The sequence below is a fragment of the Pseudidiomarina marina genome, from assembly GCF_003987045.1.
Taxonomy (GTDB): domain Bacteria; phylum Pseudomonadota; class Gammaproteobacteria; order Enterobacterales; family Alteromonadaceae; genus Pseudidiomarina; species Pseudidiomarina marina.
In genome coordinates, this window is sequence record NZ_PIPZ01000003.1 from 262977 (window position 1) to 278076 (window position 15100).

Annotated in this window: 13 protein-coding genes; 7 read left to right on the forward strand and 6 right to left on the reverse strand. The window is 47.7% G+C overall.

Features of this window, described 5'->3' with window-relative positions:
- The first annotated feature begins 38 nt into the window (after window positions 1–38).
- Window positions 39–1391, forward strand: a complete 1353-nt coding sequence (gdhA, locus tag CWI76_RS09765) for an NADP-specific glutamate dehydrogenase (protein WP_126760156.1) — start codon at window positions 39–41, stop codon at window positions 1389–1391.
- 116 nt (window positions 1392–1507) lie between these two features.
- Window positions 1508–2956: a DUF3300 domain-containing protein gene (locus tag CWI76_RS09770; protein WP_126760157.1), complete on the forward strand. Its 1449-nt coding sequence runs from the start codon at window positions 1508–1510 to the stop codon at window positions 2954–2956.
- Window positions 2957–2974: 18 nt separating this feature from the next.
- Here the strand turns inward: CWI76_RS09770 and CWI76_RS09775 are convergent, their stop codons facing one another.
- Together CWI76_RS09775 and CWI76_RS09780 are read right to left on the reverse strand one after the other, a co-directional pair.
- On the reverse strand, window positions 2975–4567 hold the full coding sequence (locus CWI76_RS09775; RefSeq protein WP_126760158.1) for a PepSY domain-containing protein: 1593 nt from the start codon (window positions 4565–4567) through the stop codon (window positions 2975–2977).
- Window positions 4564–5310: a PepSY domain-containing protein gene (locus CWI76_RS09780; RefSeq protein ID WP_126760159.1), complete on the reverse strand. Its 747-nt coding sequence runs from the start codon at window positions 5308–5310 to the stop codon at window positions 4564–4566. The genes CWI76_RS09775 and CWI76_RS09780 overlap by 4 nt, the downstream gene beginning before the upstream one ends.
- 105 nt (window positions 5311–5415) lie before the next feature.
- On the opposite strand from CWI76_RS09780, the gene CWI76_RS09785 reads away from it, so the two are divergent.
- Window positions 5416–6090, forward strand: coding sequence for a DNA-3-methyladenine glycosylase I (locus tag CWI76_RS09785; RefSeq protein ID WP_126760160.1), 675 nt, complete (start codon window positions 5416–5418; stop codon window positions 6088–6090).
- Here CWI76_RS09785 and gorA read toward each other — a convergent pair.
- A complete protein-coding gene (gene gorA, locus CWI76_RS09790; RefSeq protein ID WP_126760161.1) occupies window positions 6087–7439 on the reverse strand; it encodes a glutathione-disulfide reductase in 1353 nt (450 codons plus the stop codon). The genes CWI76_RS09785 and gorA overlap by 4 nt on opposite strands.
- A 114-nt stretch (window positions 7440–7553) precedes the next feature.
- Here gorA and CWI76_RS09795 point away from each other — a divergent pair, with 114 nt between their 5' ends.
- The gene (locus CWI76_RS09795; protein ID WP_126760162.1) at window positions 7554–8276 is read left to right on the forward strand and encodes a M48 family metallopeptidase; all 723 of its coding nucleotides are present in this window, start codon (window positions 7554–7556) and stop codon (window positions 8274–8276) included.
- Here the strand turns inward: CWI76_RS09795 and CWI76_RS09800 are convergent.
- Window positions 8273–10567, reverse strand: a complete 2295-nt coding sequence (locus CWI76_RS09800) for a S9 family peptidase (protein WP_126760163.1) — start codon at window positions 10565–10567, stop codon at window positions 8273–8275. The two genes, CWI76_RS09795 and CWI76_RS09800, sit on opposite strands and share 4 nt — an antisense overlap.
- A 121-nt stretch (window positions 10568–10688) precedes the next feature.
- On the opposite strand from CWI76_RS09800, the gene prlC reads away from it, so the two are divergent.
- A complete protein-coding gene (prlC, locus tag CWI76_RS09805) occupies window positions 10689–12746 on the forward strand; it encodes an oligopeptidase A (protein ID WP_126760164.1) in 2058 nt (685 codons plus the stop codon).
- On the opposite strand, the gene CWI76_RS09810 is transcribed toward prlC, so the two are convergent.
- Window positions 12721–12957 carry a DUF2970 domain-containing protein gene (locus CWI76_RS09810; RefSeq protein WP_126760165.1) on the reverse strand — a complete coding sequence of 79 codons (237 nt, stop codon included), beginning with the start codon at window positions 12955–12957 and terminating at the stop codon, window positions 12721–12723. The two genes, prlC and CWI76_RS09810, sit on opposite strands and share 26 nt — an antisense overlap.
- Before the next feature lie 6 nt (window positions 12958–12963).
- The gene (locus tag CWI76_RS09815; RefSeq protein ID WP_126760166.1) at window positions 12964–13266 is read right to left on the reverse strand and encodes a hypothetical protein; all 303 of its coding nucleotides are present in this window, start codon (window positions 13264–13266) and stop codon (window positions 12964–12966) included.
- A 139-nt stretch (window positions 13267–13405) separates the two neighbouring features.
- Here CWI76_RS09815 and rpe point away from each other — a divergent pair, with 139 nt between their 5' ends.
- Both rpe and trpS read left to right on the forward strand, forming a co-directional pair.
- Window positions 13406–14080 carry a ribulose-phosphate 3-epimerase gene (gene rpe / locus CWI76_RS09820; RefSeq protein WP_126760167.1) on the forward strand — a complete coding sequence of 225 codons (675 nt, stop codon included), beginning with the start codon at window positions 13406–13408 and terminating at the stop codon, window positions 14078–14080.
- Window positions 14081–14095: 15 nt separating this feature from the next.
- Window positions 14096–15100: a tryptophan--tRNA ligase gene (gene trpS, locus CWI76_RS09825; RefSeq protein WP_126760168.1), complete on the forward strand. Its 1005-nt coding sequence runs from the start codon at window positions 14096–14098 to the stop codon at window positions 15098–15100.

Consider the following 15100-nt stretch of genomic DNA (forward strand, 5'->3'; position numbering starts at 1 on the left):
GTTAATAATACTTTTAATGCACAAAAAAGGACCCGTGTATGACATATATTCACGATACCATTGAACAATTGCAACAGACCAGCCCAGCTCAAACTGAGTTCTATCAAGCAGTCGAAGATGTACTCGAGAGTTTAGAGCCAATTCTCGAGCAGCACCCAAAGTATCGTGAACAAGCCATCATTGCCCGTCTTGTTGAGCCAGAGCGACAAATCATGTTTCGTGTGCCTTGGCTTGACGACAATGGTCAAGTTCAAGTGAATAAAGGTTACCGTATTGAGTTCAATTCCGCATTGGGGCCGTATAAAGGTGGCTTGCGCTTTCATCCGAGCGTTAATGGTTCCATTATTAAATTTCTTGGCTTTGAGCAAATCTTTAAAAATGCGCTAACAGGGTTACCAATCGGTGGAGGTAAAGGCGGCGCAAACTTTGATCCAAAAGGTAAATCTGAAGCTGAAATCATGCGGTTTTGCCAGTCATTTATGTCCGAGTTGTTCCGTCATATCGGCCCGACAACGGATGTACCGGCTGGCGATATTGGTGTTGGTACACGCGAACTTGGCTTTTTGTTCGGACAATACAAGCGACTCGCGAATTCGTTTGACGGCGTGTTAACAGGAAAAGGCTTGGCTTGGGGAGGCTCTTTCGTGCGCAAAGAGGCAACTGGGTTTGGATGTGTTTACTTTGCCAATTACATGATGGCAGACCGTGATGAGGAGCTTGAAGGAAAGTGCTGTGCCGTATCTGGCTCAGGTAACGTGGCAATCTACACGATGGAGAAGCTCTATGAGCTTGGTGCTAAGCCGGTTACTTGCAGTGACTCTTCAGGGACGATTTATCATCAAGCCGGTATTGATTTAGATCTAGTGAAACGCTTGAAAGAGCAGCAACACGAGCGCTTAGAAAAATATTTGGAAACGCATTCTGAAGCAGAATACACGCCTCGCAAAGATTACCCCGAAAACGGTCATCAAGTTTGGCGCTACAAAGTCGATTTAGCCTTCCCATGTGCGACTCAAAATGAAGTGACACGAGAAGATATTGAATGCCTTTTAGAAAATGGTTGTTTGGGCATTGTCGAGGGCGCGAATATGCCGCTTACAGAAGCTGCTTTCGATGCGGTACAACAAAGTTCAATTGCTTATGGTCCTGGTAAAGCCTCCAATGCCGGGGGTGTAGCCACGAGTCAACTTGAAATGGCGCAAAACGCCAGTATGCAACGTTGGACGTTTGAACAAGTTGATGAGCGCTTAAAGCAGGTAATGAAAAATATTTATAAGGATATTTCACGCACGGCTGAACAGTACGGCAAGCCGCGCAATTTAGTACTAGGTGCCAATATTGCTGGTTTTAAACGAGTGGCCGATGCCATGTTAGAACAAGGCCTTGTATAATCAATTGGTTAACCTAATCTTTACAAAAAATAATTGTTTAGATGAAACTAAATTGCTCAGCAGTGCGACTAAACTAGTAACTGATAGCTTTTCGCTATCTGCCGTTTGGAGGCATTATGATGCAAATTCACCAGGTTAAGCGCGGTTTCAGTGCTGTCGCAATGCTATGTGCAATGGGAGTCACCGGACTCGTTATTGCACCTCAAGTAGCGCAGGCTGAAACGACGCAGCAGCAAGTTGTCTATTATTCAAAGGCTGAATTAGATCGGTTACTTGCGCCAATTGCACTGTATCCGGATAGCTTACTTTCGCATGTATTGATTGCCGCAACCTACCCATTGGAAGTGGTTGAAGCGGAGCGCTGGGTTCGCCGTCATGAGCATTTGTCACCGCAGCAGGCGCTGGAACGCGCTGCTGGTGAGACGTGGGATGCTAGTGTCAAGGCTCTAGTAGGCACGCCTGAGGTGTTGAAGCAGATGAGTGATGACCTGCAGTGGACACAAGCCATCGGCGAGGCATTTCTAGCTCAACAAGATGAAGTGTTAGAACGTGTTCAAGTGTTACGTGATGATGCTTATGTTGCCGGTAACCTGCGTTCAAACCAGCACGTGAATGTCGCGCGCGAAGATCGTACGATTGTTATTGAAAACGTTCGTCGCGAAGTGGTTTATGTGCCTTACTATGACCCGCGGGTCGTCTATGGTTCGTGGCGCTGGCATGATTACCAACCAGTTTTCTGGTCGCGCCCAACGCTTACCGTAAGTATTGGGTCAGGTATTTATTGGGGTATTAGCTACTCGATACCAAGCCGTTATTATTTTAGTCACTTCTATTGGCCACAGCGTTATGTGGTGATCAACCACCATTATTATCGTGAGCCGCCGAAAAAACGTCGTGATTATTATATGACGGGTAAAGACAGCAAACGTTGGTATCACAATCCGCGTCATCGTCGAGGTGTTGATTATCGCCATCGCGATTTGCAGCCCGAACGGCCGAAATACTATATGGTCAACGGTGGCAAATATGGTCGTGATGAAATCGTCAGACCGGAAGTGTCTCAGCGAGCAGTGAATCACCAACGCGTGATGACATCACCGCGAGCGCAACCAGCGCAACCGCAGGTAACTGCTCGCAACGTTGTTACTCAGCGCAATAAGCGCCCAGAGCAAGATCGCATTGTGCGCACGTTGCGCGACAGAAAACCAGCTCAGGTGGCGGTGGAATCGCGAACTGAAGTAAAAGTAACACCACGCAGTAAATCGCCTCAGTGGGGTGATTCTGTGGTACGTGAGCGGAATGTTCGTGTTCAACCTAAGGTAAAAAACCGTGACGTACGTGAACCTTATATGCGTGCGCCAAAACAGCCGCAAGTAAGTGAACGTGCTGTGACGGTTACGCCGCGAGCAACGCCGAAACCACAGCCAAGTTACCAACAACCGCGTGCTACTGTGAAAAGTTCGAAGCACTATGAGGCACCAGCAAAAGCGGCACCTCGCGGGCAGGTCAATCGGCCAGCGGCTTCGAACAATCGAGCGAAGCAAAACCGAATGCAAGATTTCTAAAGAAACGCAATCGTTAAGTTAAATACCGAAGTCGTCGTAACGAATGCGAGACTTCGGTATTTTTTTGTCTGCCAACAGTTGCAGTGTGGCCGCTAGCATTGCCGGCGGGCCGCAGACATAAAAGTCATAATCGCCAGGGTTCTGCTCCAACCACGTCGCTACTTCTTCGTGCACAAATTTATCTATCACTGGATAGTAATGTAACGATGCGTCGGCACGAAAATCATCGGCAAAAATAAGTTCTTCCTCAGTGCGCGCGCCATGAAACAGGTGACGTTGTCTTGCGTGCTCATTTGCAACTAGGGCATGAATTGGCGCGATACCTACGCCGCCAGCAATATAAATTTGCTCACGACTAGTTTCGCTGGAATCCGTGGCAACGAAGTCGCCAAATGGGCCAAAAGCGTTAACCGAATCGCCGACCTGTAAACTTAGCAAATAAGATGAACCAACACCTGCTCGCGGAAACTCTTTGGTGCCAGGTACACGGCGAACCAAAAAGTGAAGCTGTTGATTGCCGCCTGGCTTGGTCGCAAAGGAATAATGGCGAAACAGCGCGCCGCTATTGGCGGTGGGTATTTTAAATTGCATAAATTGTCCCGCTTGATAGTCGCAGACAGGCGCACTATCGAAGACCATTTCAGTAATGGCCTCAGAATGTTCATATTTACCAACTAGGGTCAGCTCAAAGTCGCGCACTTGGTCATTTAACAACGTGACAATTTGGCCATGATCGCGATGTTGGCAAGCAAGTCGAATTCCTGCACTTAGCTCTGTTGCCGTTAACAGATGACTTTCGGCCGTGGTCACAGTTGTTGGCTCAGTTATTTTCACCTTACATAAGCCACAGGTACCGCCGCCTCCGCAGCCGCTAGCAATCGGTTTATTTTGATGCTGCAGCGATTCTAACAGTGTCGGTTTGCGCCGCGGATTAAAATCGCCGCGACGCAGGTTTTGCACCAATAACAAGGCACCAGATAACGTAAACCACAAGGCTAACAGCGCAGCGGTATAAATTAATAAGTGGTTAAAGCTGCGTGCACCTGAATAGTCCATAAAGTGCAATTTAAATGCCCAATCCGCAATGAGCCATGGCGTATTGCGATGATCAATGACTTGGCCATTAGCTGCATCAACGTAAACACGCGTGTTAAGGTCATCATCAAATAAAACTTGGTAACCTTGGCCGTGCCAGTCGACTAATTCATTTGTTTCGGTAATCGGCACCACTGAGTTTACGCTGCCGGGACCATCGTAGGTGGCAACTGCTAACTGTTTCGCTTGTTCAGCGTTAGTATGCCAAGGTTGACCGGTGTCGCCGTGTAAATAGACACGCTCGGATGCAAGTTCAATGCGATACTGTGGCTCATCTGCAACGCGATAGAGCTTGATTGACAGCGCGCGCGGATAACGCTGCCAAACTTCGTCAATACCAACTTCTGGCATAGTGTGGCGGATAACCAACCCGGTAGGATTTACTTTGTATTGGTGCCCAGACATCGCATGATGCCCTTGTGTCGAAAAGTAAAAGCCACTGACAACCCACAATACCACTTGAATGAGCATAACAAGCCCAACCCAGCGGTGAAGCCATTGAGCAAAGCGCATCATGATTGCGCTCCTTTGCGACGTGAGCGACCAATGGTGAAAACCAACAAGACAATGCCGGTGATACTCAAAAGGCCAGTACCAAGAATAAAACTGCGAAGTAACCAGTTGGTGATATCTTCACGGGTTTCATAATCCATGATGTGTAACATCCAGAAGATATCAAAGCCGCGCCAGAAATCATGACGTTTGGTAATTAGTTCACCGGTAATTGGCGACATATAAAAGCTAGAGCTGCCAAAATCGTCGAAATTAACTTGCCAAATAGGTAACAAGCTTGGGCTGATTTCAGACGGTGCATTCTGCGTTAGCAATAAAACGCTTGCAATGGGAGCCGGCTTGCTCGGGGCGTAAAGTCGCTCTGCATTAGCGCGGATATCAGCTTCATTAAATTCTACCGTATGCAGTGTTTGAGCATTCACTAAAAAGGTCTGGCGGTGCGCAAATATTTTATAAACAGCAACCCATTCGCCGTCGACGAATGCCGATTGCAATGTCACTTCGCGAGCGCGGGGATAGGCATCAATCACATCTTGCACCGAGCGTACACTCGTCGCGTTTGGTAGCTCTTGCGGAGTGGATTGAACGAGGTGATTGCCGTGAATAAAGCTGAGTTCGAAGAACACCATGTAGGCGCCACTTATGCTCCAAATAACCATCTGTACGCCAAATATTAGTGATAACCAGCGATGCCAAACTCGCCACTTACTCGAACTCTGTTTCGCCTGCCCGGCTGCTATTGTCATAGGGTACTCTAGATTAATGGATGAAACGGTAGGTGATTCCGTTTATTGTAACTAACAAATGGTATAAAACTTTGATGCTGATTCCTATAAAGATGATGAGAGAAAATGAAATTTGATTATTTCTATGAGCGCGCCATGAAACGTCACGGCGGCGAGCAAGCAATTAAACAGCGCATGCCAAAGCTCGCAACCAAAGGTGATCTTGAAAACGTTTCAGATAATCAGGTGCTTGCTGAAATGACGCGCTGTGTGTTTCGCGCTGGCTTCGCCTGGCGTGTTATTGAAAATAAGTGGGCGGGGTTTGAAGCTGCTTTTGCTGGTTTTTTACCATTATATTGGCAGCAAGTGCCGCCAGAACGCCTTGATGAGCTGGCGCGTGACGAACGTATTGTGCGCAATTTGCAAAAAATCGCGACGGTTCCAGTCAATGCTCGCATGATTGTTGAAGTGGCTGAGCAACATGGTAGTTTCGGTAAGTTTTTAGCGCAGTGGCCATCAGCAGAGCAGGCTGAGTTACTTCGATTCTTTAAACAGCATGGCGCTCGGTTAGGTGGCACGGCGGCACAGCACGTACTACGGCGCCTTGGTTGGGATGGCTATCTATTAACCCCAGATAACCTAACGGCGTTGCGTAATCACAACTTACTTGATGCGTCGCCGTATAGCCGTCGCGGCGCAAAGCAAATTCAAGATACGTTTAATCAATGGCACAGCGAGACAGGGCTGCCGTACAGCCATCTGTCTCGAATATTGTCCATGACGATTGATGTGAAAGGTTAGCGCAACGTCACAAATTCTTCGGCGCTGGTTGGATGAAGTGCAACCGTGGCATCGAAATCGGCTTTTGTGGCGCCCATTTTCATGGCAACCGCGAAGCCTTGCAGAATTTCGTCCATCCCTTCGCCGATGCCGTGCAAACCGATTACACGCTCTTCAGGACCAACACAAACGAGTTTGAATGTGCTCAGCGCGCGATGTGGTGTTACGGCATTGTACATTGCCGCAAACTGCGAGCGATACACTTTCACGTTATCACCATGTACTTCGCGGGCCTCGGTTTCCGTTAAGCCAACAGTACCAATGGTTGGGTGACTAAACACAATTGTCGGAATTTGGCTGTAATCCATATGTGCATCAGGCATGTCTTTATTAAATAGACGCTCGGCTAACAGGCGACCTGCCTTAATCGCAACTGGTGTGAGCTGTGCCTCACCAGTAATATCGCCGACGGCATAAATGCCTTTGACGTTGGTGTTTTGGTATTTGTCGGTGCGGATAAAACCATGGGCATCGGCGGTCACACCAGCAGCCTCTAGATTAATCTTATCAGTAGCCGGTTCACGACCAATCGCCCAAACTAAGCAATCAACGCCTTCAATCAATTCACCGTTGTCACAGTGGATAGAGAGTAAACCATCATTATTCTTTTCGACTCGTGCAACAATACAGCCGGTATGTAACGTAGGGCCATCTTGCTTGAGGCGTTCAAGCAAAGCATCGGTAATGTCGTGGTCGAAATAACGCAATGGACGATCACCGCGCACCAATAAATGCGCGTCGGAACCAAGAGCATGCAACACGCCAGCAATTTCAACAGCGATATAACCGGCGCCAACCACTACAGCTTTGTTGGGGCGTTCAGTTAAGGCAAAGAATCCATCAGAATCAATACCATACTCTGCGCCGGGCACGTCAGGGATCATCGCTCGGCCACCAACCGCGATGGTAATGTGGTCTGCGGTAATGTGCTCACCATTTACTTCAACGGTGCGTGAATCCACAAAGCGCGCAAAGCCTTCGATATAATCAACGCCATTGCTTTCAAAACCCCGTTTGTAGCCGCCATGAATACGCTCAATGTAGGCTTCGCGATTTTTGACTAAGGTACTCCAATCGAAACCTTTTTGTTCGATATTAAAACCGTACGCTGAACTGTATTTGATGGCCTCGGCTATGTGTGCGCCATACCACATGACTTTTTTCGGAACACAGCCGACGTTGACACAGGTTCCGCCAACTGCTTTAGCTTCGATAACGGCTGCTTTAGCACCACGAATTGCTGCTCGGTTAGCTGATGCAATGCCGCCGCTACCGGCGCCAATGGCAAGATAATCATAATGTCGGGTCATGTGCTCAACTCCTGTGACATGCTAGAGTAATGGTTCATAATGTGAATCAGGCTATGATCGCCGAAAAAGACAGCGGGTGCAATGCAACAGCCCGCCAATGAACAGAATTAACCAATGAAAAAATCGATGAGCCTTATCTACCAAATCAATCGCAGCAAGAAACGGCGCAACTTAGCCCTAAAAGTTGCCCAAGGAAAATTGGAAGTGCAGGCTCCTTGGCATATGTCAGAGGCGACCATTGCCGACTTTGTGCAACAGAAGCACGAATGGATTTCAAAGCATTTAAATCGTCAGCAAAAGCGGCTTGCAAGCTTAACGCCGCGTGAATGGCAGTCGGGTGAACGTTTGCGCTGGCTGGGGCAACCGTTAAAACTCAAAGTAGCGGTTGCAACGCGCAAAACAGCACAACGCTACGGCAGCGAATTATTTGTAACCACCACGGCACGCAGTAATCGTGATCATGAACCGAAGCGCACGATCATTGATTGGTACAAAATTGAGGCCAGAGCGTGGCTCGATGCTTTTTTCGATTCGTGGCCGCAAACTCACGAGTTAACTCCCGCCGGCTGGTCAGTGGGTGACTTCACCAGTAAATGGGGTCATTGCACGCGTAAACGCGAACTGCGTTTCACCTGGAAGTTATGGCTGGCGCCAGAATGGGTTGTACGCAACGTGGTGATTCATGAATTGTGCCATTTGCGCGAGTTCAACCACAGTAAAGCATTTTGGCAATTGGTGGCGACGCATTCGCCGGATTATGAAGAGGCTGAACAGTGGTTGCGTCAGCACGGCGTAACCGTGCTGAACAACCAGTATTTAGATTACAGTGATGATTAAGGTGCACTCACTGGTAAATTCTCTTTCAAAAATTCGACCATCATGGTGCGTAAATGTTGCGTGGTGCCTTTGCCTTCGCTAATCCCGTGGGTACGATTTGGGTAGGCAAAATAGTCGAATTGCTTACCATGCTTTATCAATTCATTGACTAAGCGCTCGGAACCTTGAAAGTGAACATTGTCATCGCCGGTGCCATGCACCAATAACAAATCACCTTGTAGGTTTGCCGCGTGAGTAATTGCTGACGTTTCGCGATAACGGTCTGCCGACTCGGGCAACAAGCCTGAATAGCGTTCTTGATAAATCGTATCGTAAAGGGTGAGATCAGGTACTGGCGCTAATGCCATCCCGACATGGTAGGCTTCTGGGTAGCGGAACAATGCGTTCAAGGTTTGTGAACCGCCACCACTGTGTCCCCAAATGCCCACGCGATCGCCATCAATGAAATCCCAGCGCTTTAACATGGCTTGGAGTGCATCGTGCTGATCACGAACGGTAATGTCACCCAGATTTTTATAAATTGAACGGCGCCATTCAAAACCGCGCGGCGAACGGGTCCCGCGGTTATCGACCGAAGCAACAATGTAGCCTTGCTGAGTTAAGTAGGTATGGAATAAAAAGCGCTCACCGCCCCAACTATTTGCAACGGTTTGTCCCCAAGGTTCACCGTATACATAGAACACGATTGGATATTTTTTGCTGGCATCGAAGTCAGCCGGCTTCATCAAAAAGCCATCGAGCTTTAAGCCGTCTTGCGCTTCCACTTGAAAGAACTCAAACATGCCGCGTTTCAATTGATCAAACGCATCTTGCGCATTCTGGTTATCCTTGATGACACGAATACGGCGATGGTCGGGCAGTGAAATCATGTCGACCACAGGCATGTTATCAACGTCTGAATAGGTGTGTACTGCGTACTTGGCATCAGCTGAGAGCTGATAGCTATGGGTACCTGGTTGATCTGGCGTTAACCGCTCTAGTTTACCGCTACCATCAAGGCTCGCACGGAACAAATAGCGCTCTAATGGTGTTTCCGGCGATGCAATAAAGTAAACCCAACCGTCGTCTTCATTAATTTGAAGTACTTCAATGACGTCCCAGTTACCACGGGTAATTGTACTCAAGCGCCCTGTATCTCGCTGTACGACATAGATATGACGAAAACCACTGCGCTCACTTAACCAGGTGAATGATTTACCGCCGTCAATAAACTGTAAGTCATCAACGTACTCAGCCCAGCTCTCAGTCACTTCTTGCAATAACTCGCGCACCGCACCAGAGCGTGCATTGGCTAGGTAGGCTTTATTGACTGCTTGCGAGCGAGTCAGTTGCTGAATTAGCAATTGTGAGCTATTACCGGCCCACTGCATCCGCACTAAATAATTTTGACGAGGATCGCCCGGCACTTTCATCCAAGTCGTATCGCCGCCATTTGCCGGCATCACGCCAATGCGCATGGCTGCGTTGGTTTCACCAACTTTCGGATATGGAAATTGTTTGAGCGTTGGATACAACGAATCGGTGTTATTGATCATGGTAAACAACGGCGTTCCTTCGGTATCCAACTGCCAATACGCAATTGAACGGCCGTCAGGGCTCCAGCGGAAACCATCACGTAAGAAAAATTCTTCTTCGTTGACCCAATCGAAGGTGCCGTTAACAATGGTTTCGTCACCGTCTTTGGTCAACTGGGTAATTTTCTTTGAGTTCAAGTCTTCAACATAGATGTTGTTTTTCATCACGTAAGCAACACGGGTTGCTTGTGGGTCAAACTTTGCAAATTGCAGTGTTGACGGTTCAGCCTTGCCGCCAAGCTTTTGAAGGCGTTTGGTCGATAGGTTGTAAACCCAATAATCACCAAGGGTGTGAGTGCGCCATGAGCGTTTGGTGTTGGTGAAAATTAATAATTTCTTGCCGTCTTCAGACCAACTGTAGTCGGCAACGTTTAACGGTTCTTCAGTTGCGCTAGGGCGCAAGTTATCCGCCTCTACAAGCACCGTGCGTTGTTGTGTTTCAGGATGATATCTGACGAGATCTTGACCACCATTTTCGGCCGTTTCAAGCACGGTATAACCACTACCATTTGCAAGCCAACGCGTTGGGCCAACGCCTCGTGCATTGAACTTACCTTCACCGTATAATTGGTCGAATTGTAACGTTTCAGTACCTTGCGATGATGATGCGGTGCTCGTATCACTCATGCTTGGTAACGAACTACAACCAGAGATAAAAATCACCGCAGTCACTGCAGTGAAAGTTTGGCGTAGCCAATAGGATGTATTTTGTGTCATTGTAATTCCCTGTTGTTGCGTGCTGACCTTGATATTAGCCCGAGCACCCCATATCTAACTTTTAGAAAATCGGTAAAAGATCAGTACAAAAGTATTCACGCATTATTCAAGAGGAAGTTCCATGAGTCAAAACCCTTTGCTCAGCGATTACCATTTACCGCCATTCGAAGCGATTCAACCTGAGCACATTGTGCCAGCAATTGAGCAACGCATTCGTGATTGTAAGGCAACCATCGCTGCGGTTATTGAGAAAGGGGACTTCACTTGGGATGGCCTCGTTGAACCCCTTGAGCAAGTTGATGACTTGTTAGAGCGCAGCTGGTCACCCGTATCACATCTCAATGCTGTGGTGAGCTCAAAGGAATTGCGCGAAGCGCATGACCAATGTCTGCCGTTATTATCTGAATATGGCACTTTCGTGGGCCAGCATGAAGGGCTGTATCTTGCCTTTAAATGGCTAAAAGAGAGCAAGGGGTTCAATCAGCTGACCGAAGCGCAGCGTAAAGTCATTACCGATACGTTACGAGACTTTGAACTTTCCGGTATTGCCCTGCCGGCAGAGCAGAAAAAACGTTATGCAGAAATTCAGACAAAATTGTCAGAGCTCTCGTCGCAGTTTAGTAATAATTTACTCGACGCAACCGACGGGTGGCACTATTTAGTCACTGATGAAAGTGAGCTAGCAGGATTGCCAGAGAGTGCCATTGCCGCCGCTAAAGCCGCAGCCGAAGAGAATGAGCAAAAAGGGTGGCGCTTTGGGTTAGATTTTCCAAGCTATTTGCCGGTGATGACTTATGCCGATAATAGTGAATTGCGGCGCACCTTGTATGAAGCGTTTACCACACGCGCCTCGGATCAAGGACCACAAGCAGGGCAATTTGATAACTCGCAGATTATGGCCGAAACATTGGCACTGCGTCATGAATTGGCCGTTTTACTCGGTTTTGAAAACTATGCAGAACTATCATTGGCGACGAAAATGGCCGAATCAACCACGCAGGTAGAACAGTTCTTACAAGACTTAGCACAGCGTTCGTTGCCTCAGGCGCGCGCGGATTATCAAGAAGTACTCGATTTTGCCCGTGAACACTATGGCGTGAATGAATTGAATGCTTGGGATGTTGCTTATTATAGCGAGAAGTTGAAACAGCAACGCTACGCCATTTCTGATGAGCAATTACGCCCGTACTTCCCTGAGAATCAAGTTGTTAAAGGCTTGTTTAACGTTGTACAAACGCTATTTGGGATTCACATTGAGGAGCAAGACAGCGTTGCTTCTTGGCACCCGAATGTACGCTATTTTGTAATTACCGATAACAACGGTGACGTACGTGGTAGTTTCTTTTTAGATTTATACGCTCGATCAGGTAAGCGTGGTGGCGCATGGATGGCCGAGTGTGCGGTGCGACGGATTACCGCAAATCATGCGTTGCAGTTACCCGTTGCTTATCTCACCTGTAACTTTAATAAGCCGGTCGGTGATAAACCGGCGTTATTTACCCATGACGAAGTGCTCACGTTATTCCATGAATTCGGTCATGGCTTGCACCATATGTTGACCAAAGTTGACGTAGCTGGAGTGTCAGGAATCAATGGTGTGGCTTGGGATGCAGTTGAATTACCGTCACAGTTTTTAGAGAACTGGTGTTGGGAGCCAGAAGCTTTGGCGATGATTTCGGGTCACTATGAAACCGGTGAGCCATTGCCACAAGAATTATTAGATAACATGCTAGCGGCACGAAACTTTCAGTCGGCGATGCAAATGGCGCGGCAGTTAGAGTTTAGCCTGTTCGATTTACGCATTCATCGCGACTACAAGCCAGAGCACGGGGATACCATTCAATCGACGTTGGATGCCGTGCGTGATGAAGTTGCTGTGCGCAAACCACCGGCTTACAATCGCTTCCAACACAGCTTTGGACATATTTTCGCCGGTGGCTATGCCGCTGGTTACTACAGCTATAAGTGGGCAGAAGTATTATCCGCCGATGCTTTTTCACGATTTGAAGAAGAAGGCATTTTCAATCGCGAAACTGGGCAGGATTTTTTACGTGCCATTTTAGAACGAGGTGGTTCGCGTGAAGCAATGGTGTTGTTCAAAGAGTTTCGTGGTCGTGAGCCGCAAGTTGATGCGTTGCTTCGCCACTCGGGCATTACGAGTTTGGAACAACCCAGCTAACCACAAGTACGAGTGTTAGCACAAACAAGATGACAAATACGGCACCGACCGCGACGTAAATCACTGGATTACCGTGATTGAAATCGCGCTGTCGGTTCTTGTCAGACTGAACGCCAAACAACGCAGCTAGTACGCTGATGATAATGTCTAAAACGGAAGGTTTGTTCGGCTGTTCGGTATTTGTTTTGGCTCTTGTCTTAACGAAAGACATTGCAGCTTAACCACTGATTGGACGGTTGTAATCACGCTTGCTCGATTCTGACGAACCAAACAGTAATTCGAATAAATCTAAGAAATGAAACTGAGTTGAACGGCTTTTACCACTAAACCAACTACCCCATGTCACATTTTGCTGTTGTGCTTGGCAAACTTGTTGAGCATTTGGTTGTTCGCTATTTTGCATCAGCGCCTGACACTCTTCGAGCGACTTGCTGGTCTGTGTATGCCACGCAGAAGCCCCCATTGCGCTAGTGAGCACAATGCTTGTAGCCACTATGACTGACATCGCTGACAGTTTCATGGGAACCTCCGGTTAATAAATGAACTCATAAAATAGCAGGAAAAAGGCGCTACTGCCAAGCTAATTCGCGTATTTTTTTGACTGCTAAGCGCACTAACCTTTGGTACACTATGGCGACTTTTTAACAGGTGAGGTGCCTATGCGCGACTTTCTAATCGCACCATCGATATTATCAGCAGATTTTGCTCGGCTTGGCGAAGAGGTTGAGAACGTTCTTGCGGCCGGCGCAGACGTTGTGCATTTCGATGTCATGGATAACCATTTCGTGCCCAATTTAACCATTGGCCCGATGGTGTGCAAAGCGTTGCGTGACTATGGTATTACCGCACCGATTGATGTGCATTTGATGGTTCAGCCGGTTGACAGAATGATTGATGATTTCGCTGCTGCTGGCGCCTCAATTATTACCTTTCATCCAGAAGCATCAACACATATCGATCGCTCTTTACAGCAAATCAAAGCGGCGGGCTGCCAAGCTGGGTTAGTGTTTAATCCAGCCACGCCACTTCATTACCTCGACTATGTTCTGGATAAAGTTGACGTCATTTTGTTGATGTCAGTGAACCCCGGTTTTGGCGGCCAAGCCTTTATCCCAGCCACGTTAGATAAATTGCGTCAGGCGCGACAAATTATTGATGCCAGTGGTCGCGATATCCGTCTTGAAATTGATGGCGGCGTGAAAGTTGATAACATCGCTGAAATTGCTGCCGCTGGCGCCGATATGTTCGTTGCTGGTTCAGCCATTTTCAATCAACCTGATTATGCGCAAGTGATTGACGAAATGCGTCAACAGCTTGCAACAATAGTTAAATAACGGAACATACAGAATATGAGTAAACCCATTGTACTTAGCGGCTGTCAGCCATCTGGACAACTTTCAATTGGTAATTACATTGGCGCGCTGCGTCAGTGGGTAAAAATGCAAGACACTCATGACTGCCGCTTTATGTTGGTTGATTTACACGCAATTACGGTTCGCCAAGAACCCGAAAAACTACGAGAAGCAACCTTAGATGGGCTGGCTTTATACATGGCATGCGGCCTTGATCCAGAGAAAAGCGTCATTTTTGTTCAGTCGCATGTGCCGGAACATGCGCAATTGGCATGGGTTCTCAACTGCTATACCCAAATGGGTGAGTTGAATCGCATGACGCAATTCAAAGACAAATCGGATCGTCACGCCAATAATATAAATGCAGGCTTGTATACCTACCCTGCACTCATGGCTGCTGATATTTTATTGTATCAAGCCAATGAAGTGCCAGTCGGTAATGATCAGAAGCAACATCTTGAACTCGCTCGTGATGTCGCTACGCGTTTTAATAACCTTTATGGCGAGGTGTTTACGATACCTGACCCATTTATTCCGGAAGTTGGCGCTCGAATTATGAGCTTGCAAGACCCAACCAAGAAAATGTCGAAATCGGACGATAATCCGAATAACTTTATTGGGTTGTTAGAAGATCCGAAAAAAATTACTAAGAAGCTAAAGCGTGCCGTAACGGATTCAGATGAGCAGGCGCGTATTTACTTTGATACCGAAGAAAAGCCGGGCGTATCGAATTTATTATCCATCTTGTCGGCAGCAACCGGTCGTTCAATTGCTGATCTGGTGCCAGAGTACGAAGACAAAATGTATGGTCACTTGAAAGGTGATACAGCGGAAGCTGTTGTTGCTATGCTGGAGCCAATTCAACAGCGCTACAACGAATTGCGCCATGACCGCGCTTATCTGGATCACGTGATGGCAAAAGGTGCCGAAGCGGCAAGCGCGCATGCAGCGCAAACGCTGCGTCAAGTGTATGACGTGATTGGGTTTGTACCGCGGCCATAA

Coding starts and splice junctions, on each gene's coding strand:
- CWI76_RS09815 (WP_126760166.1), bottom strand. CDS start 13,266: ATGAAACTGTCAGCGATGTCAGTCATAGTGGCTACAAGCATTGTGCTC.
- CWI76_RS09770 (WP_126760157.1), top strand. CDS start 1,508: ATGATGCAAATTCACCAGGTTAAGCGCGGTTTCAGTGCTGTCGCAATG.
- CWI76_RS09780 (WP_126760159.1), bottom strand. CDS start 5,310: ATGACAATAGCAGCCGGGCAGGCGAAACAGAGTTCGAGTAAGTGGCGA.
- prlC (WP_126760164.1), top strand. CDS start 10,689: ATGAGTCAAAACCCTTTGCTCAGCGATTACCATTTACCGCCATTCGAA.
- CWI76_RS09775 (WP_126760158.1), bottom strand. CDS start 4,567: ATGATGCGCTTTGCTCAATGGCTTCACCGCTGGGTTGGGCTTGTTATG.
- CWI76_RS09800 (WP_126760163.1), bottom strand. CDS start 10,567: ATGACACAAAATACATCCTATTGGCTACGCCAAACTTTCACTGCAGTG.
- trpS (WP_126760168.1), top strand. CDS start 14,096: ATGAGTAAACCCATTGTACTTAGCGGCTGTCAGCCATCTGGACAACTT.
- CWI76_RS09795 (WP_126760162.1), top strand. CDS start 7,554: ATGAAAAAATCGATGAGCCTTATCTACCAAATCAATCGCAGCAAGAAA.
- CWI76_RS09785 (WP_126760160.1), top strand. CDS start 5,416: ATGAAATTTGATTATTTCTATGAGCGCGCCATGAAACGTCACGGCGGC.
- CWI76_RS09810 (WP_126760165.1), bottom strand. CDS start 12,957: ATGTCTTTCGTTAAGACAAGAGCCAAAACAAATACCGAACAGCCGAAC.
- gdhA (WP_126760156.1), top strand. CDS start 39: ATGACATATATTCACGATACCATTGAACAATTGCAACAGACCAGCCCA.
- gorA (WP_126760161.1), bottom strand. CDS start 7,439: ATGACCCGACATTATGATTATCTTGCCATTGGCGCCGGTAGCGGCGGC.
- rpe (WP_126760167.1), top strand. CDS start 13,406: ATGCGCGACTTTCTAATCGCACCATCGATATTATCAGCAGATTTTGCT.